Origin of the sequence: Herbaspirillum sp. ST 5-3 (genome assembly GCF_004804275.1) — a bacterium.
Taxonomy (GTDB): domain Bacteria; phylum Pseudomonadota; class Gammaproteobacteria; order Burkholderiales; family Burkholderiaceae_D; genus Noviherbaspirillum.
In genome coordinates this window covers 388,856-409,870 of sequence record NZ_STGI01000003.1, presented here as the reverse complement: position 1 = coordinate 409,870, position 21,015 = coordinate 388,856, and the positions used below count along the sequence as shown (strand labels likewise).

At 61.5% G+C, this 21,015-nt stretch carries 20 protein-coding genes; 10 read left to right on the top strand and 10 right to left on the bottom strand.

Translation table 11 applies throughout. From position 1 onward, the window contains the following. Positions 1-8: 8 nt before the first annotated feature. From E6W33_RS08815 to E6W33_RS08805, 4 genes are all read left to right on the top strand, one after another. Positions 9-413, top strand: coding sequence for a four-helix bundle copper-binding protein (locus E6W33_RS08815; protein WP_247869582.1), 405 nt, complete (start codon positions 9-11; stop codon positions 411-413). A gap of 2 nt (positions 414-415) precedes the next feature. Next, the gene (locus tag E6W33_RS26985) at positions 416-640 is read left to right on the top strand and encodes a hypothetical protein (protein ID WP_168798577.1); all 225 of its coding nucleotides are present in this window, start codon (positions 416-418) and stop codon (positions 638-640) included. 106 nt (positions 641-746) lie between these two features. Next, a complete protein-coding gene (locus E6W33_RS08810) occupies positions 747-2,189 on the top strand; it encodes a nodulation protein NfeD (RefSeq protein WP_136416504.1) in 1,443 nt (480 codons plus the stop codon). After that, complete coding sequence (locus E6W33_RS08805; RefSeq protein ID WP_136416803.1) at positions 2,189-2,953, top strand: slipin family protein; 765 nt, start codon at positions 2,189-2,191, stop codon at positions 2,951-2,953. Before E6W33_RS08810 ends, E6W33_RS08805 begins: the two co-directional genes overlap by 1 nt. Here E6W33_RS08805 and E6W33_RS08800 read toward each other — a convergent pair whose 3' ends face one another. Both E6W33_RS08800 and phaZ read right to left on the bottom strand, forming a co-directional pair. Continuing rightward, on the bottom strand, positions 2,954-3,400 hold the full coding sequence (locus E6W33_RS08800) for a bacteriohemerythrin (RefSeq protein WP_136416502.1): 447 nt from the start codon (positions 3,398-3,400) through the stop codon (positions 2,954-2,956). A 166-nt stretch (positions 3,401-3,566) separates the two neighbouring features. Next, positions 3,567-4,805, bottom strand: a complete 1,239-nt coding sequence (gene phaZ, locus E6W33_RS08795) for a polyhydroxyalkanoate depolymerase (protein WP_136416801.1) — start codon at positions 4,803-4,805, stop codon at positions 3,567-3,569. 211 nt (positions 4,806-5,016) lie between these two features. Here phaZ and E6W33_RS08790 point away from each other — a divergent pair, with 211 nt between their 5' ends. Next, complete coding sequence (locus E6W33_RS08790) at positions 5,017-5,799, top strand: lysophospholipid acyltransferase family protein (RefSeq protein ID WP_136416500.1); 783 nt, start codon at positions 5,017-5,019, stop codon at positions 5,797-5,799. Here the strand turns inward: E6W33_RS08790 and E6W33_RS08785 are convergent. Further along, a complete protein-coding gene (locus tag E6W33_RS08785; protein ID WP_136416498.1) occupies positions 5,773-6,534 on the bottom strand; it encodes an alpha/beta hydrolase in 762 nt (253 codons plus the stop codon). The genes E6W33_RS08790 and E6W33_RS08785 overlap by 27 nt on opposite strands. A gap of 209 nt (positions 6,535-6,743) precedes the next feature. Here E6W33_RS08785 and E6W33_RS08780 point away from each other — a divergent pair, with 209 nt between their 5' ends. Both E6W33_RS08780 and E6W33_RS08775 read left to right on the top strand, forming a co-directional pair. Continuing rightward, the gene (locus tag E6W33_RS08780) at positions 6,744-7,310 is read left to right on the top strand and encodes a GNAT family protein (protein ID WP_136416495.1); all 567 of its coding nucleotides are present in this window, start codon (positions 6,744-6,746) and stop codon (positions 7,308-7,310) included. A 106-nt stretch (positions 7,311-7,416) separates the two neighbouring features. After that, positions 7,417-7,878, top strand: coding sequence for a CBS domain-containing protein (locus tag E6W33_RS08775; protein WP_168798576.1), 462 nt, complete (start codon positions 7,417-7,419; stop codon positions 7,876-7,878). 21 nt (positions 7,879-7,899) lie between these two features. Here the strand turns inward: E6W33_RS08775 and E6W33_RS08770 are convergent, their stop codons facing one another. From E6W33_RS08770 to E6W33_RS08750, 5 genes are read right to left on the bottom strand one after another with little or no spacing between them, the layout of a single operon-like run. Continuing rightward, positions 7,900-8,412: a hydrogenase maturation protease gene (locus tag E6W33_RS08770; protein WP_136416490.1), complete on the bottom strand. Its 513-nt coding sequence runs from the start codon at positions 8,410-8,412 to the stop codon at positions 7,900-7,902. Next, positions 8,409-9,719 (bottom strand): nickel-dependent hydrogenase large subunit, encoded by a 1,311-nt coding sequence (locus tag E6W33_RS08765; protein WP_136416488.1) that lies wholly within the window; start codon positions 9,717-9,719, stop codon positions 8,409-8,411. Before E6W33_RS08765 ends, E6W33_RS08770 begins: the two co-directional genes overlap by 4 nt. Continuing rightward, positions 9,712-10,497, bottom strand: a complete 786-nt coding sequence (locus E6W33_RS08760) for a sulfhydrogenase subunit delta (protein ID WP_136416486.1) — start codon at positions 10,495-10,497, stop codon at positions 9,712-9,714. The genes E6W33_RS08765 and E6W33_RS08760 overlap by 8 nt, the downstream gene beginning before the upstream one ends. Beyond that, entirely contained in the window at positions 10,497-11,327 is an 831-nt protein-coding gene (locus tag E6W33_RS08755; RefSeq protein ID WP_136416484.1) for an FAD/NAD(P)-binding protein, read from the bottom strand. The genes E6W33_RS08760 and E6W33_RS08755 overlap by 1 nt, the downstream gene beginning before the upstream one ends. Continuing rightward, positions 11,324-12,463 carry a 4Fe-4S dicluster domain-containing protein gene (locus E6W33_RS08750; RefSeq protein WP_247869581.1) on the bottom strand — a complete coding sequence of 380 codons (1,140 nt, stop codon included), beginning with the start codon at positions 12,461-12,463 and terminating at the stop codon, positions 11,324-11,326. Before E6W33_RS08750 ends, E6W33_RS08755 begins: the two co-directional genes overlap by 4 nt. 265 nt (positions 12,464-12,728) lie before the next feature. Between E6W33_RS08750 and E6W33_RS08745 the strand changes: the two genes are divergently transcribed. Continuing rightward, entirely contained in the window at positions 12,729-13,118 is a 390-nt protein-coding gene (locus E6W33_RS08745) for a CBS domain-containing protein (protein ID WP_136416482.1), read from the top strand. A 122-nt stretch (positions 13,119-13,240) separates the two neighbouring features. Here the strand turns inward: E6W33_RS08745 and ppsA are convergent, their stop codons facing one another. Both ppsA and E6W33_RS08735 read right to left on the bottom strand, forming a co-directional pair. Next, the gene (gene ppsA / locus E6W33_RS08740; protein WP_136416480.1) at positions 13,241-15,664 is read right to left on the bottom strand and encodes a phosphoenolpyruvate synthase; all 2,424 of its coding nucleotides are present in this window, start codon (positions 15,662-15,664) and stop codon (positions 13,241-13,243) included. A 25-nt stretch (positions 15,665-15,689) separates the two neighbouring features. Beyond that, entirely contained in the window at positions 15,690-16,136 is a 447-nt protein-coding gene (locus tag E6W33_RS08735; protein WP_136416478.1) for an Hsp20/alpha crystallin family protein, read from the bottom strand. 388 nt (positions 16,137-16,524) lie between these two features. On the opposite strand from E6W33_RS08735, the gene E6W33_RS08730 reads away from it, so the two are divergent. Both E6W33_RS08730 and E6W33_RS08725 read left to right on the top strand, forming a co-directional pair. After that, on the top strand, positions 16,525-19,836 hold the full coding sequence (locus tag E6W33_RS08730; protein ID WP_136416476.1) for a PAS domain S-box protein: 3,312 nt from the start codon (positions 16,525-16,527) through the stop codon (positions 19,834-19,836). Between the two features lie 189 nt (positions 19,837-20,025). Beyond that, a complete protein-coding gene (locus E6W33_RS08725; protein ID WP_136416474.1) occupies positions 20,026-20,940 on the top strand; it encodes a sensor domain-containing diguanylate cyclase in 915 nt (304 codons plus the stop codon). Positions 20,941-21,015 lie beyond the last annotated feature (75 nt).

Sequence of the window (21,015 nt, the reverse complement as noted above, 5' to 3'; positions counted from 1 at the left end):
AGAACAAGATGCTGTCCACCTCCGCCAACATGGACATGAAGCAATGCATCGACGATTGCTTGAACTGTTACCGTGTCTGCACGCAGACGGCGATGAATCACTGCCTTGAGAGCGGCGGTCGTCATGTGGCGCCGGAACATTTCCGGCTGATGATGAATTGCGCCGATATCTGCCGCACCAGCGCCGACTTCATGATGAGCAGCTCGGCGCTGCATGCACGCATCTGCGCTGCCTGCGCCGAGGTGTGCGATGCCTGCGCCGACAGCTGCGAACAGATCGGCGACATGGACGAGTGCGTACAGGCATGCCGGGCGTGCGCCCAAAGCTGCCAGCAAATGGCAGGCGGGCAGACCGGCATGCCGCTTTCCGGCAAATCGGCACAGACGGGCGCCGGCATGGCAGGCCCGATGTAAATATGACTGTGAATACAGGACCATCGGATCAGCTAGCACCTCACACGCCGCCGGAAATTCCGGCGGTTCCCAACCCGGAGCCGGAAATCAACCCGGGCTACCGGCCTGAGCCTGAGGTGCCCGAGCCGCCGCCCGACCCCGGCATCCCGCCCGGCCCGGCGCGACCGGAAATCATTCCTGAGCATTCGCCTCCGGAGGCGCCGCCGCCCGAGCCCGACCATGTATAGGGAAACCTCGACCGCACCAAGCTACCCGAACTGATCGCGCACAATACCGGCCCGATCTTGCAAGTGCATGATCGGCAACATGGGCAGACGGGTGCGAGGCGATGCCATGCCGGGTCGGAAGAATGTTGCCATTGACGCCGCGCGGACAGGCCGGCAAGAAAGGACTGTCCGCCGCGCGTTCTTGCTCGCCCTGCTCGCGCTGACGCTGGGGCTTTTCCGCCTTCCCGCCTTCGCCGCCGCGCCGGTGACTGTGCTGACCATCGATGATGCGATCGGCCCGGCCAGCGCCGATTATGTCGTGCGCGGAATCGCACGCGCCGCCAGGGACCGTAGCCAGCTCGTGATCCTGAAGATGGACACGCCAGGCGGGCTGGACACATCGATGCGTTCGATCATCAAGGCGATCCTCGCCTCGCCGGTTCCGGTGGCCAGCTTTGTGGCGCCCAGCGGTGCGCGCGCGGCGAGTGCCGGCACTTATATCCTTTACGCGAGCCATATTGCCGCAATGGCGCCCGGCACCAATCTGGGTGCCGCAACGCCTGTCCAGCTCGGCGCGCCGATGCAGCCCGCGCCGGACGGCAAGAACGACGAGCGCGACAAGAAAAGCGGCAAGCCCGCTTCGCCAGACGATGCCACGACCTCGCCAATGACGCACAAGCAGGTCAATGATGCGGCGGCCTATATCCGCGGGCTGGCGCAATTGCGCGGCCGTAATACGGAATGGGCCGAACGGGCCGTGCGCCAGGCAGTCAGCCTTCCGGCGGACGAGGCGCTGCAGATGCATGTCGTCGATCTCGTCGCCGCCGACGTGCCGGCGCTGATGGCGCGGCTCGATGGAAAGAGAATCCAGGTGGCGGGCACGGACAGACTGCTGCAGACACGCGATGCGCCGGTCATCGATCTGGCACCCGACTGGCGCTCGAAGTTTCTGTCCACGATCACCAATCCGGGCATCGCCTTGCTGCTGATGACGATCGGCATCTACGGCCTGCTTTTCGAGTTCATGAGTCCCGGCTTTGGCGTGCCGGGCGTGGTCGGCGCCATTTGCCTGCTGCTCGCGCTGTATGCGCTCCAACTGCTGCCGGTGAACTACGCGGGATTGGCGCTGATCCTTCTCGGCCTGTCGTTCATGGTGGCGGAAGCCTTCCTGCCCAGCTTCGGGATCATCGGCCTGGGCGGCGTGGCGGCCTTCGTGGCGGGCGCGCTGATGCTGATCGACACCGAACTGCCCGGATTCGGCATTCCGCTTGCGCTGATCGCGGCCGTTGCGGTACTGAGCGCGCTGGTGATCGGCGCGATCGTCGGCATCGCGCTGAAGACCCGGCGGCGCGCCCTCGTCGGCGGGCCGAGCGATCTGATCGGCGCCATCGCGGAGGTCGTGGACGATACGCCGGACGACGCCTGGGCTCGCCTGCATGGCGAAACCTGGCACGTCGTCAGCAAGACACCGTTGCATCGCAAGCAGAAAGTCCGCGTTGTGGCGCGCAAGGGCTTGGCACTGGAGGTCGTTCCCGTCGGCAATCACGCACAAGGAGAACAAGCATGTTGATCGATTTCGGATTCAGCTTCGGCGGCCTCGCCATCCTGCTCATTCTGCTGCTCGTGTCGTCGGTTCGCATCCTGCGCGAATACGAGCGCGGCGTCGTTTTCCAGCTCGGCCGTTTCTGGAAGGTAAAAGGTCCGGGGCTGGTACTCATCATCCCGGCGGTGCAGCAGATGATTCGCGTCGACCTGCGCACCATCGTGCTCGATGTGCCGACACAGGACGTGATCTCCCGCGACAATGTCTCGGTCAAGGTCAACGCCGTCATCTACTTCCGCGTGGTCGAACCCGACAAGGCCATCATCCAGGTCGCCAATTTCTTCGAAGCGACCAGCCAGCTCGCGCAAACCACATTGCGGTCGGTGCTCGGCAAGCACGAACTCGACGACATGCTGGCCGAGCGCGAGCGCCTCAATCTGGACATTCAGCAAGTGCTCGACGCCCAGACCGACGCGTGGGGCATCAAGGTGTCAAACGTGGAGATCAAGCATGTCGACCTCGATGAGTCGATGATACGCGCCATTGCGCGACAGGCCGAGGCGGAACGCGAGCGCCGGGCAAAGGTGATTCATGCCGAGGGAGAACTGCAGGCTTCGGAAAAGCTCATGCAGGCAGCGCACGTGCTTGCGCAGCAGCCGGGCGCGATGCAACTGCGCTACATGCAAACCCTGAACAGCATCGCCGGCGACAAGTCCTCGACCATCGTGTTTCCCTTGCCGATCGAGATGCTTTCCGGTCTGACGGACGGACTGCGGGGTGAAGGGAAGTAGTTATTCGTGCGCGCGCACGCTGCGTCCCAGCTCCATGTCGGAATTGAAAATATGGCGGACCAGCCATTTGCGCAGGAATTCGGAGACTTCAAGGGCAAGATTGTTCTGGCCATCCATGAACTGCCGATGAAGATGGTTCACCTTTTCCATCAGCATGTCATGTTCGCGCTTGTGCGCTTCGTAGAGGGGATACCCGATCGTCTGCATGAGCGCTTCCTCACGCATGAAATGCCCGCCGGTGTGCTCGATCAGCTCCACCAGGACTTCACCGACGATCGAATATTCCGGCGGCTCGGCGGTTTCCGCATCCGAAATTTCAGCCTGCAGCCGGTTCGCAATATCGAAGATGTGCTGGTGGTCCGCATCGATCAGCGCATGCCCAATGGCCAGCTCATTCGTCCAGGTGAGATAAGGCGAATCGGATTCCTTGGTCGTCGTGTTCAGCATCGGAAAGCCTCGGCAAAAATGTTCTCGTTAAAACGATTTAATCACGGAATCTTTACACCTTACGCCGGCAGATCGGAATCCATTGACTGAGGTCAAGATTTCGCGCGCGCATGCAACGGCGCAATCGTGCCCACTTGCCCTTTACGCAACTCGGCCACACGCGAAGTCAAGCATGTGCCTTGATGAATTGCGCGATCTTGGGACACACCCTTTCATACCAGCGGCGGCCGGAAAAAATGCCGAAGTGTCCCACCTCCGGCACCACGTAATGCTCCCGCTTCGCGCGCGGGATGCCCGGGCAAAGATGATGCGCCGCCTTGGTCTGGCCGCGCCCGGTGATGTCGTCCCACTCGCCTTCGATGGTGAGCAGCGCGACGCTCTTGATGTCCATCGGACGCACCGGCTTGCCTTCCACTTTCCATGTTCCGTTGGCCAGTCGCGTTTCCTGGAAGACGATCTTGACCGTTTCGAGATAAAACTCGGCCGGTATGTCGAGTACGGCGTTGTATTCGTCGTAAAAGCGGCGATGATGCTCGGTCACCATGTCGCCGCCGCTTTGCGCGAGGTGTTCGTAAAACTCCTGGTAGCTGCGGGCGTGGCGCGCGGCGTTCATCGCGATGAAGCTGAAATGCTGCACGAAGCCGGGATACACGCGACGGCCATGGCCGGGATAATTGGGCGGGACCTTGTGGATCACGGTTCGCTCGAACCATTCCAGGTCGCGCTCGGTCGCGAGCTGATCCACCACGGTGGGCGACTTGCGCGTGTCGATCGGCCCGCCCATCATGGTCATCGAGCGCGGCAGGTCGGGGTCCTTCGCGGTCGCCATCAGGGACACCGCCGCGAGCACCGGCACGGAAGGCTGGCAAACCGAGATCACATGCAGCCCCGGCGCGAGCAGATGCAGGAATTCCTGTATGTAGTACACATAATCGTGCAGATGGAATTCGCCTTGCGACAAGGGCACCATCTTCGCGTCTATCCAGTCGGTGATGTAGACATCATGCGCCGGCAGCAAGGCCATGACGGTGTCGCGCAGCAGGGTCGCATGATGGCCCGACAGCGGCGCCATGAGCAGCACCCTGAGCTGCTTCAGCCTCGGTTCTTTGAGCGCTCCCCATTCCTTCTTGAAGTGCAGCAAATGACAGAACGGCTTGGCAAGCACCGTTTCCTTCGTGACCGCAACATCGTTGTTGCCGACCATGACTGACGCGATTTCAAACCGCGGCTTTTCGTATTCCTTGCCAAGACGGTACAACAGCTCGAAACCGGCCGCGAGCCGCTGCGAGAACGGGCTGTAGGCAAATGGAGAAGCCGGATTGCTCAGGAACAGGTAGGACAGATGCGCGGCGTTGACGAAAGGTGCCATCCATGCACGGTTGTTTTCGTGGATCTGATAGAGCATGGACATGTCTCCCTGCGCGAAGGCGCGTCGGCACCGGATGAATTGTTTCCTGTTTGGAAATGCTACCCGCGCCTTGCCTGTTTTCAAGTGCGCAGATCAAGACTTCAGGCGAAATGCGAGGAAACGAGGATCGGAAGAACTTGAGCTGTCTCAATCAAGTGCCTGCGGTGTCTCTCTAGTATGAAGTGATGCCGATTGAACAAGATCGGCCATGACACTCATCTCACAACCTATGACAGTAACCCGGCGTATCGGCGAATGGATTTATGGCGTCTATGCCTGGGTGGTGGGTGGCTTGCTTGTGCTGCTCTTCGGCAGCCTGATCGCCCTCCTCGGACTGCCACGCGGGCGACGCATTGCCCGCTTCGCAACACGGCTGATCTTCCGTCTTGTCCGCATGCCATTGTCGGTCGGCGGCATCGAACGTCTTCCGCCCTCTCCCCATATGCTGGTGGTCAATCACACCAGTTTTCTTGACGGCCTCGTGTTGAGCGCGCTGCTTCCCTGCGATCCGGGCTATGCCTTCATCGTCCGGCAACAGTATCGAAGCCAGAGCCTGCTGTGGCCCCTGTTGAAAGGCATAGGAACGATCGTCCTGCAGCATTCCAAACCGGGGCACAAGACAGCGAACGTGGAGATCCTCGTTGCTGCCTTGCTCAAAGGGGGCAATATCGTGGTGTTTCCGGAGGGAGGTTTCGTGCCGGAGCCGGGGCTGCGGCCCTTCCACTCCGGAGCATTCCGCGCTGCGGTGCGGGCACGGGTACCGATTGTGGTAGCAGGATTGGACGGTGTGCGGGAAGCCTTGCGGCCCGGAACATGGTGGCCGCGCCGGCGTGCGATTCATCTGGAAATCGGCTTGACGATCGTGCCCTCAAGCGATGACCCAGCGACCGTTCCGGAACTGGCTGCCGCGGCGCATCGGGCCATGCTGGCCATCACGAAAGAAGGCGATGCATCACAGGCTGGCTTACAGGCTGGTCTTCCAGTTCGGTAGCAGCATCTGCCATAGCTCCTTCCAGGTACGCCAATTGTGCCCGCCGGGAATCGACAGGACGCGGTCTTCCGGCAAGGCATCGGCAAGCAGGCCGTTGGCCCGCTGGAACATGTCGCGTTTGCCATAGCTAAGATAGATCGGCAATGCCGGATCGGCACTGGAAAATTGGTCCTTGAACCAGCGCCACAATGCACGCTGGTAATCGTCGTCATGCACGCCGCCCGGCTCCCAGTTCCTGAGGCCGCCGGCTGCGGCGATCTCCCGGATCAATGGTCCGCCGCCGAGGTAAGGCGCGAACAGCAACAAGCCTGAAATATGCGATGCATGCCGCGCCGCATAGGACGCAGCGCCGAAGCCGCCGAGAGACATTCCTGCCAGCCAGATCTGCTCGTAACCGGCCGAACGTGCCGAATCGATGACATCGCTGGTGATGCGCTCGTGTATCGTGCGCGACGCGTAGTAACCGTAATGCGCATCGATCGCCACCGCATCGGCCGTAATGCCATGGCGCCGCATGTCGTCGATGAATCCCCTGCGCTCGAAATCCTCCGCGAGGTCGTCGATGCCGGGCAGAAAAATAACCAGGTTCCTGCTCTGTTCCTCGCCTGCATACTCCATCCTGGCGAGGGGAACATCATGTCGAAGCAAGGGGCTGACGCGCGAGGACAGCAATGCTGTCTTGGCAAGCACGCTGCGCTTCAAGCGTCTGAATCGGTATGCGAGAGAAGATGGCATGTCTGGTTGATATCCACAAATTACAGCGGCGACGGGAGTAAACGCAAATGCATTCCTTCAGGCACGGCCGGGTTCAGCGCACCTTTGATATAGGTGGCGCTTGCGGCGGGGATTATCAAGAGCTGCGGCACCGGTTTTTAGGGCTGGGTGCGTCGTCTTTCATGAAATCGCCGTGTTAAATTGGCACTCTTTTGCACTTTGACATTTCTATGCGACACGACATAGTACGCAGCGACGGCCGGATCGTGGTTCGCCCATTTGTGACGGAAGACGCACAGAGCTTCTTTGCGGCCGTTCGGGAATCGGTGGAATCCCTGAGCTATTGGTTTCCGTGGTGCTATCCCGGCTACTCCCAGACAGACGCGGAAAGCTGGATCAGGTACTGCCTGCAGAGTTGGGAAAGCAATGCCGAGTACCCGATGGGGATCTTCGACGCCGCCACGGGCAACTGTCTTGGCGGGACTGGCATCAACCATCTTAGTCGCGCTTACAACTTCGGCAACCTCGGGTACTGGGTGCGCGAGAGCCGTCGCGCCAATGGCATCGCAAGCGCGGCTGCGCGCTTCGCAACCGATATCGCATTTACGGAGCTAACGCTGACCCGGCTTGAAATATTCGTCCTGCCGCACAACGTGAGCAGCCAGCACGTCGCCGAGAAGCTCGGTGCGACCCGCGAAGGCATGGCCAGAAATCGCCTGCTTTTCCAGGGACGACCCAGCGATGCCATTGCCTATTCGCTGATTCCCTCCGATCTTTTTGCAAACGAGGGGCGTTGAGCTCACGTCTTCCCGGCCTCCTACCGCGCCGTTGAGTTATCTCAACCCCTCCCTGCCGCCTGGGACCACACTTGAATCTGACCCCGCATCAAGCATGGAGGAAAGCATGGGAGAGAAAATGGATATCGGCGAAGTCTGCAATCGCTCCGTCGTTTTTGTCACTGAAGAGATGAGTGTGAAGACAGGCGCGCAGTTGATGCGCGACGAGCATGTCGGCAGCCTGGTGGTGGTGCGGGAAGCGCCGATCGGTCGTGTTGTCACGGGCATCGTCACCGACCGCGACATCGCGGTCATTGCGGTGGCACGCGATTTCGATCCGCAGTCCTTGCGCATCGCCGACATCATGACCGCCGATCCGGTCACCGCCCGTCCATCCGATTCGATCAGCGATGTGCTGGGCATCATGCGCCAGCGTGGCATCCGGCGCGTTCCGGTGACGGATGAGCAAAGCGTGCTGATCGGCATCGTGACGCTCGACGATCTGCTGGAAGTCGTGGCGGAAGAAATGCAGGCCTTTGTGCAGGCGATCACGAATGCGCACAAGCGCGAGGTGCGTGTGCGCGGGTAAAACGCATTGCATTGATATCTGTTATCCGTCGTTCCCGTTTGCGCGGGAACGATGCTGCGCTGGAGCCCGCTCATCCAGTCGGACAAGCACATCCAGCTCGTTGGCGATCGCGCGTAGCAATTCCGCCATCTGCGCAGTCGCATCGTCGTCCGTCCCATCCTCGCGGATCTCCACGCCATACAGCAGCACCGTCTTCGGCAGCACCCCCAGGCTGTTGCCCAGCGCGAGGCATTCGGGCACACCCAGCGCGTGGCTCGACAAATTTGCCGTTTCGATCATCATTTCGCTCGCATCGATTTTGCGCACCGTCCCCGGAAGCGCTCCGCTGATCACCGTGTCGATCAGGATGGCAGCCTTCGCGCCGCTCATCATCGGCAGCAGGTCGGTCGCCGGGGCACCAGTGCAGAAGATTTGCACGATGCCCTTCGGGAAGCGATCGAGCATGCCGCTGCGCGCAATCGCATCGACCGCATCCCATGCCATGCGGTCACCGCTGAACGGCGAACCGATGCCGATGATCCTGATCGGGTTCATGAACGCCGGACCTTGAGTTTGAGGAAATGCGTTGCACAGGAAATGCAGGGGTCGTAATTGCGAATCACGCGTTCGCCGACCATGCGCAATTCATCCTCGCTGTGGTGCAGGCCGTAACTTTCGAGAGACAGCCGCAGATCCTGCTCGATGCGCGCCTGATTCTGGCTGGTCGGCGGCACGATGCGCGCGCTCCTGATGCTGCCGTCGTCGCCGGTTTCATAGCGATGCCAGAGCAGGCCACGCGGCGCTTCCGTGCAGCCAAAGCCGATCCCGGCGCCCGGCACGACTTCGACAAACGGCGAATCCGGCACAACGTACACATCCAGTATCCGTAGCGCTTCCCAAAGCGCGTAGCAGACTTCGGCGGCGCGAGCGACGATGCTGTGATGCGGATTGTGGCTGGGAAAATCGATGGACGTGGCGCGCAGCACGTCCGTCACGACACTCGGCAGCCTGTCCCGGTTCAGGTTGATGCGCGCCAGCGGGCCGACCAGATAGGGTTCGCCCGCCAGTTCGCAATGCAAAGCGGTCGAGTGCGGCACCTGCCGCTCCGTGAACACCTGGTCGAACTGCGCTATCCCGATGTCCAGGCCGCGATCGGAGACGATGCGGCCTTCGTTCATCGGGTACTCGTTATAGTGCGCGCTATCATGCCGCATCGCCACGCAGGTGAATGGCTGCTCGTGGTCCGTCATCGACAGACTCGCGGCCCAGACGATCAGCGCCTGCGCTTCCGGCAGCGCAGCGCGCAGACGCTCGCGCAGCCGCTCCACCTCGTCCATGGCCGGTGCCTTGTGAAAACCGCCGACACGCACCCCGACCGGATGCACGGAACGCGCGCCCAGCAGGCGGATCAGCTCGTTTCCGAGTGCCTGCAGCGCCATGCCGCGGCGCACTTCCAGCGGATGGTCGCGCGCCATTTCGATCGCGTTGGCATAGCCGAGAAAGTCCGGTGCCGCGAGCAGGTGGATGTGCAGGCTGTGGCTTTCGATCCACTCGCCGCAATACATGAGGCGCCGCATGACGCGCACCCATTTCCCCGGGTCGACGCCGAAGATGCTTTCCAGCGCGTGGACCGCGCTCATCTGGTAGGCCACCGGGCAGATGCCGCAGATGCGCGCCACCATGTCCGGCACTTCGTGGAAGGCGCGCCCTTCGAGGAATTTTTCAAAGAAGCGCGGCGGCTCGAAGATGCGCAGCCGCAGTCCGGCAAGCGCGCCGTCCTGGATGTCCATCTCCAGCGCCCCCTCGCCTTCCACCCGCGCCAGCAAGGGCACACGTATGCTCATGCTGCGCTGTTCAGCCATCGCCCGAATCCTTCACGGCCAGCCCGGCGCGTCGGAATGCCGGCGCGCCGTTATTGATGAACAGATAGCGACGGGCGATTTCTTCCCGCACCAGCCCCAATCCCTCCAGCCGGCGCGACAGCGAGCGCGTATTCACGTTTTCCGCCGGCCCGTAGCATCCGTAGCAATCGCGCCCGAAGGATGGGCACAGCGCACCGCAGCCGGTGCGAGTAACCGGCCCCATGCACGGCAGGTTCTTCGCCACCACCACGCAAACATTCTGGCGGCGCTTGCATTCGAGGCACACCTTGTCTTCCTCGTCGGGCGGCATCACGCCGGACAGCAGTGCGCGGAGCGCGCCCAGCACCTGCCGGCTGTTCACCGGGCAGCCCCACAATTCAAGGTCGACCTTGACGTGATCGGCAATCGGCGTGGAGGTAGCAAGCGAATCGATGTATTCAGGACTTGCGTAGATTTCCGATACCCATATCTTGGCATCGGCAAGGCCGCGCAGGGCCTGCACGCCCCCGGCGGTGGCGCAGGCGCCAATGGTGACGAGCCAGGTGCAGTTGTCGCGCACCTGCCGGATGCGTTCCAGGTCGTGCGCGGTGCTGATGCTGCCTTCGACGAAGGCGACATCGACATGCGCGTCGGCTGCAACCGGCCCGGCCTCGGCGAAATGCACGATGTCCACCAGTTCCGCCAGTTGCACCAGGGTTTCCCCGAGATTGAGGAACGCCAGCTGACAGCCGTCGCAGGACGAGAACTTGTGGACGGCAATGCGTGGTTTCGGCGACATCAGAATCCCTTTACATTGAACAGCGCCTTGACCTCGGGATAGGCGAACACCGGCCCTTGCCTGCACACGAATGCGGCGCCGTACTGGCAATGCCCGCAGTGGCCGACCGCGCATTGCATGTTGCGCTCCATGTTGACGTAGATATGGTCCTCCGCGACGCCGCGGCCGGTCAGGTCCGTGACGCCGGCGCGCATCATTGCTTCCGGTCCGCACATCATCACGAAGGTGCGCTCCGCCGCAATGTCTGCGACGTTGAAGACTTCGGTGACGCGGCCGACATGCCACGGCCACACCGGTCCGCCGTGGTCGGCCGACAGCAGCACCTGCGTGTCGGGCAAGGTGTTCCAGTAGGCATAGCGCTCGCGCCACAACAGATCTTCCGCATGCTTCACGCCCTGGATGATGGTCAGTTTGCCGAACAGGGTGCGGCGCATGATGACGTAATTGATCACCGACACCACCGGCGCGCAGCCCAGCCCGCCGGTCACGATCAGCACATCATGGCCCGGCGCCTGCCGCAGCGGCCATCCACGTCCGTACGGACCGCGAAGGCCGATGCGGTCGCCCGGTTTCAGTTCCGCCAGGCCGCGCGTGACGCGGCCGACCACGCGTATCGTGTGGTCGAGCACGGCGGGATCGTGCGGGTCGGACACGATGGAAATCGGCACCTCGCCCACGCCGTAGAGGTAAAGCATATTGAACTGCCCCGGCTCGAAGCTGTAGTCGCTGCGCACGGCCGGATCGCAAAACCGCAGGCGCAGCGTGAAGATCGTCGTAGACTCCTGCACCCGCTCGACCACCTCCGCCTCTGCCGGCAGGTAGGGATTCATGGCTTGTCTCCGCAGATCGCTGCTGCTTCTTCGGTAATGTCGATGCCGACCGGGCACCAGGTGATGCAGCGTCCGCATCCGACGCATCCGCTGCGCCCGAACTGGTCGTGCCAGCTGCCGAGCTTGTGCGTCAGCCATTGGCGATAGCGGGTGCGCGTGTCGGGGCGCACGGTAAGCCCGTGAATGTAACTGTGGCCGTGCGTGAAGCAGGAATCCCATTCGCGGACATGCGCCGATTGCGCGCCGTCGATCTGCTGCTGATCATGTTCGCTGTGGCAGAAGCAGGTCGGACAAACCGAGGTGCAATTGGCACAGGACAGGCAGCGATCGGCGACCTCTTCCCAGCGCGGGTGTTCAAGATTGGCGAACAGGGCGTCGCGCAGGTTACGGCTGGGCAGGCTGCGCGTCATGCGCTGCGCGGCCTGCTCCGTCGCCTGGATTGCCTCATCGATCTGCTCGGGCGTTGCCGGTGCCAGGCCCATCTTTTCAACGATGGCGCATGCGCGATCGCTGCCGCATTCGGCCAGGAAACCATCGTCGCGCTCGTCGAGCGCCAGGTCGAAGCCCCGCTGGGCGCGCGGCCCGTCTCCGGTCGAGGCGCAGAAGCAGGTGGATGCGGGATGCGTGCAGTTCACTGCGACGAGGAACATTTCTTCGCGGCGTTTTGCGTAATACGGATCGACGCAAGCGCCATGCGCCTGCTGCATGAAATGCTGGTCATGGATCGCCAGCGCGGCCAGATCGCAGGCACGGACACCGAACACCGCCAGCGGCTTCTCGTTTGGCAACTCCGCCGCGAATACCACTCCGCCATCGGCTTGCCGCTGCGCGCGCCACAGCGTTTCGCGCGACGTGAACAGCCATGGCTTGAGCGCCTGCGGGCCGTTGGCCCAGGCAAACATGCGCGGGCTGCCTGTCTGCTTGAGGCGATAACTGCCCGGCGCCTGTTCATCCTGCATGCCTGCCGGCAGTTCCGCCATGGAATGCAAGCGCTCGTACACGATGGCACCATCGCGAACGCGCGGGCCGACGCACAGAAAACCCGCGTCGCTCAATGCGTCGATCAATGCCTGCAATTGAGCGCGCGGCATGAAAAAGGGCGCGGCGCCTTGTCCGCCGCCTTGCATGGTGTTCATGGCGTTGATTTGCTATCCATCGAGCATCCGTCAGCACGGTTGAGGGCCACATTAGCAAACTGCGGCGCGATTGCCACGGTGCGAGATCAAACGCGCCGCAGACAGCCTGTTGGATTGCGCTATCGGTGCTGAAAGCCCGATAGCCCTTGCTTACTCCGTATCGCCATCCGTTTGAACCAGCTCAAGGCACGGCGACCTGCTGCGCGTAGTGTCTTTATTGCCGCAGCACCTCCACACGAGCGGCAATCCAGACAGGGCGGCCATCATGAACAAACCGATTTCCTCGATCATGCACAGGGTCCTCAGCCCAGCCAGCATGGACGATTCCGTGGAGGAAGTGGAAGCGCAGATGCAAGCACATCATGTTTCCTCCGCTCCCGTCTATGATAGCGACGGCGCCGTCCTCGGTATCGTCACCGCAACCGACCTGCTCAAGTTCCATGCGACGGGAAGAGACCCGAAAACCGTGAAGGCGTGGGAGATCTGCACTTACCGGCCGATCGAGGTCGCGCCCGAGGCATCGATTGCGGAAGTCGCCGAACTGATGCTCACGCACAAGATTCATCACGTGGTGGTAATGCAGGGCAAATCGATGGTCGGCATCGTGTCCTCGCTCGACTTCGTCAGGCTGTTCCTCGACAAGAATATGACCTAGCAAGCTGTTGAAAAACGTTGCGAGCGGGGCGAGATTGGGGTCGAGGAGCGCAAGCGTACGACTGGTACGCAGAGCACCGCAGACCCCAGAATCGGCCCGCGCAGTAGTTTTTCAACAGCCTGCTAGCGCGGCGCCCGCCCGAGCCGCTTCTCCACCTCCAGCACCAGTCGCGTCGTCTTGAGCAGCGTGTCCGGATTCAGGCTCATCGAATCGATGCCGATTTCCACCAGGTACTCGGCCATTTCCGGATAGTCGGACGGCGCCTGTCCGCAGATGCCGGAATGACGTCCGTTGCGCCGCGCGCCCTCCACCGTCAGCCGGATCATTTCCTTGACGCCGGGATCGCGCTCGTCGAAATCGAAGGCGACGATTTCCGAATCCCTGTCCACGCCCAGCACGAGTTGCGTGAGGTCATTGGAGCCGATCGAGAAACCGTCGAACAGACGCGAGAAGGCGTCGATCTGCACGACGTTGTTCGGTATCTCGCACATGACGTAGATTTCCAGGCCGTTCTCTCCACGCCGCAAGCCTTGCTGTGCCATCGCGTCCAGCACGGTTTGCGCTTCCTGGATGCGCCGGCAGAATGGAATCATGAGCTTGACGTTGGTCAGCCCCATGGTGTTGCGCACGCGCTTCATGGCTTCGCATTCCAGCGCGAAGCCGTCGGCATAGGCCGGGTGCGCATAGCGCGCTGCCCCGCGGAAGCCGATCATCGGATTGGCTTCCTGCGGCTCGAACCAGCGCCCTCCCAGCAAGCTGGCGTACTCGTTGGTCTTGAAGTCGGACATGCGCACAATCACCGGCTTGGGATAAAACGCCGCGGCAATGGTGGCGACGCCTTCGGCAAGTTGCCGTACGAAATAATCGGCCGGCCGCGCATAGTCGCGTGTCATCCTGGCGATTTCTTCACGCACTTTTTCATCGTCGATGCGCTCCGGATGTACCAGGGCCATCGGATGCACCTTGATATGTTCGGCAACGATGAATTCCATGCGCGCCAGCCCGACGCCGTCGGTCGGAAGGAAGCTGGTCTGAAAGGCAATATCGGGATTGCCGAGATTGACCATCAGTCGCGTGTGCGGATGTGCCAGTGAAGAGAGGTCGGTGCGTATGGTCTTGAACGGGATCAGGCCGCCATACACATGCCCCACGTCGCCCTCTGCGCAAGCCACCGTCACTTCGTCGCCGCTGCGGATCTCTTCGGTTGCATTGTCACAACCCACCACCGCCGGGATGCCGATCTCGCGCGCGACGATCGCGGCGTGGCAGGTGCGTCCGCCGCGATTGGTCACCACTGCCGCGGCGGTTTTCATGACCGTGCCCCAGTCGGGCGTGGTAGTGTCGGCGACCAGCACTTCGCCGGGCCGGAACTGGTTGAGCTGCGAGACGTCGGTGATCACGCGCGCCACGCCGCTGGCGACCTTGCCGCCCACTGCCCGGCCTTGCGCGCGCACCGGCCCCTTCCCTTCCAGCACGTATTCCTCAAGCATGCCGGCCGTCTTGCGCGAGGCGACGGTTTCCGGCCGCGCCTGCACGATGTACAACTTGCCATCGATGCCATCCTTGGCCCACTCCATGTCCATCGGCATCGGATGACCGGCCTTCGCACTGTAGTGGTCTTCGATCTTGATGGTCGCCTCAGCCAGTTGCAGCACCTCCTCGTCATTCAGGCAGAAACGCCGCCGCTCATCCTTGGGCGTGGATACGTTGCGCGTGGTCTCGCGCCCCGCCGAGCTGGCGTACACCATGCGGATCTTCTTCGCGCCGAGCGAACGGCGCAGCACGGCGCGATGGCCGGCATTGAAGGTCGGTTTGAAGACGTAGAACTCGTCGGGATCGACCGTGCCTTGCACGACGTTTTCGCCCAGGCCGTAGGCGCCGGTGATGAAGACGACATCGCGAAAACCGGATTCGGTGTCGAGGGAAAATGCCACGCCGCTCGTCGCCAGGTCCGAGCGCACCATTTTCATGACACCGACGGAAAGAAAAACCTTGAAATGATCGAAACCGTTGTCGATCCGATAGCGGATCGCGCGGTCCGTAAACAGACTGGCAAAGCAGTGCCGCACGGCTTCCAGCAAACGCGCTTCGCCGGCGATATTGAGAAAAGTCTCGTGCTGTCCCGCGAAGCTGGCGGTCGGCAAGTCCTCGGCGGTGGCGGAGCTGCGCACGGCAACCGTGAGTTCGTTGCCGTATTCCTTCTTCAAGCTCGCATAGGCCGCGGTGATCTGCGCCGCCAGATCCTCGGGCATGGCGGCACGATAAACGATTTCACGCGCTTGCCGCGCGCGGCGCGCAAGGTCATCGACATCGTCCGCCTTCAAGCCGTCCAGCGCATCGTGCAAGGCGGGCCATGCATTGGCCCGGTCGAGCAGGTAGCGATAGGCGGCGGCGGTAATCGCAAAGCCGTTCGGCACGCGCACGCCTTTCGGCGCCAGTTCGCGCACCATCTCGCCCAGCGACGCGTTCTTGCCGCCGACGAGAGCGACGTCGCCGATGCCCAGGTCAGCGAACCAGCGAACCCAGGATGCGCTATCGTTTGCCATGCCGGCGCGGCGCCGCAGGCAGCCGTTACTGGATGGTGATCTGCTTGGTGGTGCCGCCGGCCTTCTTCGGCAGCATCAGGCTCAGCACGCCATCCTGATACTTGGCTTCGACCTTGGATTCATCCACATCCTGCGGCAGCGTGAAGCTGCGATACTGCTCGCCGTAGTGGCGCTCCTTGCGCACCATGTTGCCTTCCATCTTCTCTTCTTTTTCTTCCTTGGTTTCCGCACGGATGGAAACCACGTTGCCGTCGATCGCGACCTTGATGTCTTCTTTCTTCACGCCCGGAATATCGGCCTTGATCTGATAAGCCTGTTCGGTTTCCGATACGTCCATGCGGATGCGCGGCTCGGCTTCCATGCCGCGCAGCGAAGGCATCATGGAAAACTCCTTGAAAAAATCATCCATGTTGCGGAAGGGATCAAACCGCATCATGTCGCTGAAGGGATCAAAGCGGGTCAAATTAGCCATAGTGGCCTCCATCGTGAGTGCGAATCAATTGAAACAACCCGAATAACGCCATGCTCCCCGGCGCGTACGGCCATGCAGTGAACATCCGCACGCCGCAGAGGACAACCGCCCCGGCTCCGCTCGTCGCGAGACGCAAGCCGACCCGGAGCACTGCACTCATCATAGGTATTGGGCCGCACCCCGCCATGAGCGAGGTCAATCGAAACCGCTGCGCGACACAATCGCGGCCCATTGAAGCTTGCCGCAAACTTTGGTCGGATTGCGCCGGATTAATCCGCGCCAATTTATCTTTCCGCAAATCCAGATCCGCAAAGCTGCGCAAACTGACACTTGGCGTTCAACATGTTGTCTTATCTCTTTCTGACCAACGCCTGGGTAGCCATCCTCTATGGAAAATTCCCTGCAGGCGCGCATCGACTCCCTCACGGAGGCGATCAAGCGCTTAAGAAAAGACCTTGCACGCAGCAAGCAAGCGGAAGCAGTGCTGCGCGCCAGCGAAAAACGTTTCCGTGCCTTCTTCAGCGACACGCCGATCGGCTTTGCGCAATTCGCACCGAACGGCCACTTTCTCGAAGTCAACCAGCGGTTCTGTGACATGCTGGGTTACAGTCGCAACGAATTGCTCGAACGCACCATCCTGGACGTGACCCATCCTGACGACCGAGTAAAAGACCAGGAACTTCGAAAACAGATTCTGGACGGCCGTGTCCCTGGTGTCACCTGGGAGAAACGTTACGTCCGCAAGGACGGTACCATCGTCTGGGCCAGCCTGAGCCTGTGGGTGACCCGCTCCAGCAACGGCGGCATGCGCTATTTGCTGGCTGCGGTCGAAAACATCAGTGACCGCAGAGCCTTGCAGGAATCGCTACGTCGGATTGCGACCAATCTGGCGAAGACGGAAACCATGTCCTTGTCGGGGACCTGGAAGTGGGAAATCGACACCAATACGGTGACGGCATCGCCGGAAGTCCTTCCTCTGTTCGGGCTGTCGCCGGATCGTGCATCCGTGCCGCTCGACATGATCCTGCAGCGTGTCCACCCGGAGGACAGGTCTACCTTGAGGGAAGCGCTGCGCCTTGCGACAACCGAACAGAAGCCGTATCAGCTCGAATATCGGGTCTGCCTGCCGCAGGGCACCGAAAGGCTGGTACTGGCAAGCGGCGATATCTACAGCCGCGACAAGGACGGAAAGCCTCTCGTCATGGTGGGCATGGTGCAGGACATCACCTTGCGCAAGCAATCGGAGCGCGCGCTCGAAGAGAGTGAAAGGCTTTTTCGCCAGCTGTTCGACAACGCGGCAGATGGCATCTTCATTGCGAACAGGGATGGCAAGTACACCGATGTGAACATGAGCGCCTGCCGCATGCTCGGATACAACCGCGACGAGCTGATCGGCATGCACATTACGGACCTGATTCCCGACAAGGACAAGGAGCGGCTCGCTCAGTCCCGGGAGTACTTTCTGCAGAGCAGCGAACACGCCCAAGTCGGCGAATGGGAGCTGCGGAACAAGTCTGGCGAATTCGTTCCCGTCGAGGTGAACGCACGAATCCTGGCCGACGGGCGATGGATGGCGATCGTGCGCGACATCGGCGAGCGCATGCGTATCCAGCGCGAACTGGAGCATTACGCCGAGGAATTGCAGGACCTGTATGACCACGCGCCTTGCGGCTATCACACGCTCGACGGCGACGGCGTGTTCTTGCAGATCAACAAGACGGAGCTGGACTGGCTGGGCTACGACAGCGAGGAACTGATCGGCAAGAAGAAGGTGACCGAACTGCTCACAGAGGAAAGCAAGAAGAAGTTCAGCGAAAACTTTCCCAAATTCCTCGACCCCGGGCGCGTGCGCGACCTGGAAGTCGAATTCATACGCAAGGATGGCAGCATCCTGCCAGTGATGCTGAGCGCGTCCATCGTTTTCGACCTCGACGGCGGCATCGTCAGCAGCCGCACCACGCTGTTCGACATGACCGAACTGGCGGAAGCGCAAAAGAAATTGCGGCAAGCCGCCACCGTATTCGAGCACACCACCGACGCCATCCTCATCACCGACGCGGGCGGCACCATCGTCGCCGTGAACAAGGCGTTCTCCCAGATCACCGGCTACCAGCCCGAGGAAGTGATCGGCAGGAATCCGCGCATTTTGAAGTCGGACCGGCAGGACCACGAATTCTATCGAAGCCTGTGGTCCAGCATCGAGCAGACGGGCTCATGGCAGGGCGAAATCTGGGATCGCCGGAAATCCGGCGAGCACTTCCCCGCCTGGGAGACCATCACCGCGGTCAGGGATGACAGCGGCCGGATCACCGATTTCATTTCGGTCTTTTCCGACATTACGACCATCAAGGCGACCGAAGAGAAACTGACGCAACTGGCCTACCATGACGTTCTCACCGGCCTTCCCAACCGGCTTCTGTTCAACGACCGGATCACCCAGGCGCTGGCGCATGCCAAGCGCCATCACACGCGCGCCGCGCTGCTGCTGCTCGACCTCGACCGCTTCAAGCTGATCAATGACACGCTGGGCCATGCGGCGGGCGACCAGTTGCTGCAGGTCATTGCCGCGCGTCTGAAAACGGCGATCCGCGAGGAAGATACGGTCGCCCGCCTTGGCGGGGACGAGTTCGCAATCATCCTGCCGCAGGTCGACAGCATCGAGGATGCGGCGATGTTCGCGCAGAAACTGACCAAGCTGGTCTCCCTGCCCCTGCCGCTGTCCAACCAGATGCTCACCATTTCCACCAGCGTGGGCATCGGCATCTTTCCGGACGACGCGCTCGACCCGGAAACGCTTTCCAAGTCGGCCGACATGGCCTTGTACGGCGCGAAGGACAAGGGACGCAACGCGTACGAGTTCTATACGCCGGAGATGACGCGCACCGCGACCGAGACCCTGCTGATCGACCGCGACCTGCGCCACGCCCTCACACTGAACCAGCTGGAATTGTTCTATCAGCCGCAAGTCAGCCTTGCCACCGGACGTATCGTTGGCGTCGAGGCGCTGATTCGCTGGAATCGCCCGCATCACGGCCTTCAGCTTCCAGGGCGTTTCATTCCAATCGCGGAAGAAACCGACCTGATCGAGTCGATCGGCGACTGGGTGTTCGACACGGCCTGGGCGCAGTTGCAGCTCTGGCGCGCGGAAGGCATGCCGCCGGTTCGCCTGGCAATCAACCTGTCGGTGCGCCAGATCAAGCGGCCGCACCTGGTCGACGAGATCCGCAAGAAACTGGGAGCCGTGCCGCCCTATACCGATATCGGCCTCGACCTGGAAGTCACCGAGACGGCCATGCAGATCGAACCGGATACCGTGGACGCGCTCAGAGAGCTCAAGGCCTTGGGCCTGAACATCGTGATCGACGATTTCGGCACCGGATACTCGTCGCTCAACTCCTTGAAGCATCTCCCCGTCGACATCCTGAAGATCGACCGTTCCTTCATCCGCGGCATTCCGATGGATTCCGGCGACAAGGCCATCGCCAGCGCGATCGTCGCCATGGGGCACAGCCTCGGCATGCGCGTCGTGGCCGAAGGCGTGGAGACGCACGAACAGCTGCAATTCGTGATGGAACAGCATTGCGACGACGTACAGGGTTTCCTGCTCTACCCGCCGATGCCGGCCGATGAATGCGGGCGCTTCCTGATGTCGGGCATGCCCATTGATCTTCATCAAAACGAACAGCGGATGTCGCATTAAATTGAAAGTGCGGCAGCTCGGGGGAAGACGTGGCGCGTACACCAAGTGTCAGGCACTCGATGTAAAAGTGCATTTCTTCATCAACCGGGTCTGCCGCCTCGCCGTCCGCTCCACTTCATTCTTCCCCCCGGAACAACATGACGCCCATTCGCTGGCGCTATTTTGTCGTGCATCATTTACGGGCAGGCAATGAATAGTTTCTCCGACAACAATCGTCTGCCCGACCAGCATTTCTCCCTGGTCAAAACGCTCAGCACCGTTGCCAATGCCGTCTTCGTTACCGATGAAGCGGGCAGCATCATCTGGGTCAACGACGCGTTCTGCAGCCTGAGCGGCTTTGCACCTTCCGAAGCGATCGGCCACACGCCCGCCCTGCTTCAGTCGGGCATGCAGAGCCCCTCCTTCTACACCCGCTTGTGGGAAACCATCCTGGCAGGCCACGTGTGGCAAGGCGAAGTGGTCGACCGGCGCAAGGACGGCTCGTTCTATACCGTGGAAGAAGTGATCACACCGCTGTTCAATGAAGATGGTCTTGTTGTCAATTTCATCGCCATCCAGCGCGACATCAGCAAGCGCAAGAAGGATAGGGAAACCGACCACTACCTCGCCTACCATGATGCGCTGACGGGCTTGCCGAACCGGCTGTTTTTCCTCAGCGTCCTGCAGCTCGCGGTCGCCCACGCCGAACGCGCGCAGCAGATGCTTGCAACCCTGTTCATCGACCTTGACGAATTCGCATCCATCAACGAAAGGCTGGGATCCCGCATCGGCGACCGCTTGCTTGCCGCCGTCGCGGACCGCCTGCGTTCGACCCTGCGCAAGGAGGACACCCTCGCCCGGTTTGGCGGCGACGCCTTCACGGTCCTGATGATCGACATTCACGACAGGGAGGTCGCCATGACCATGGCAAGCGCACTGCTGGAGGCGCTTTCCCATTCGTTCATCATTGAAGGCCAAAAAATCGAACTTGGCGCCAGCATCGGCGTCTCAATCTATCCGGCTGACGGCAACGATGCGAAAAGCTTGCTCAGCCGCGCGGACCAGGCCATGAACGCGGTGAAACGCGAAGGCGGAAATGCCTTTCGCTTTTGTCACACGCCTTGAGCCTTTTTCGGCGGGGGACTGCCTGCAGAGCGGCACCTGCTGCCGCTGCCGGTTTTTTTTGACGAAGCCCTCGAA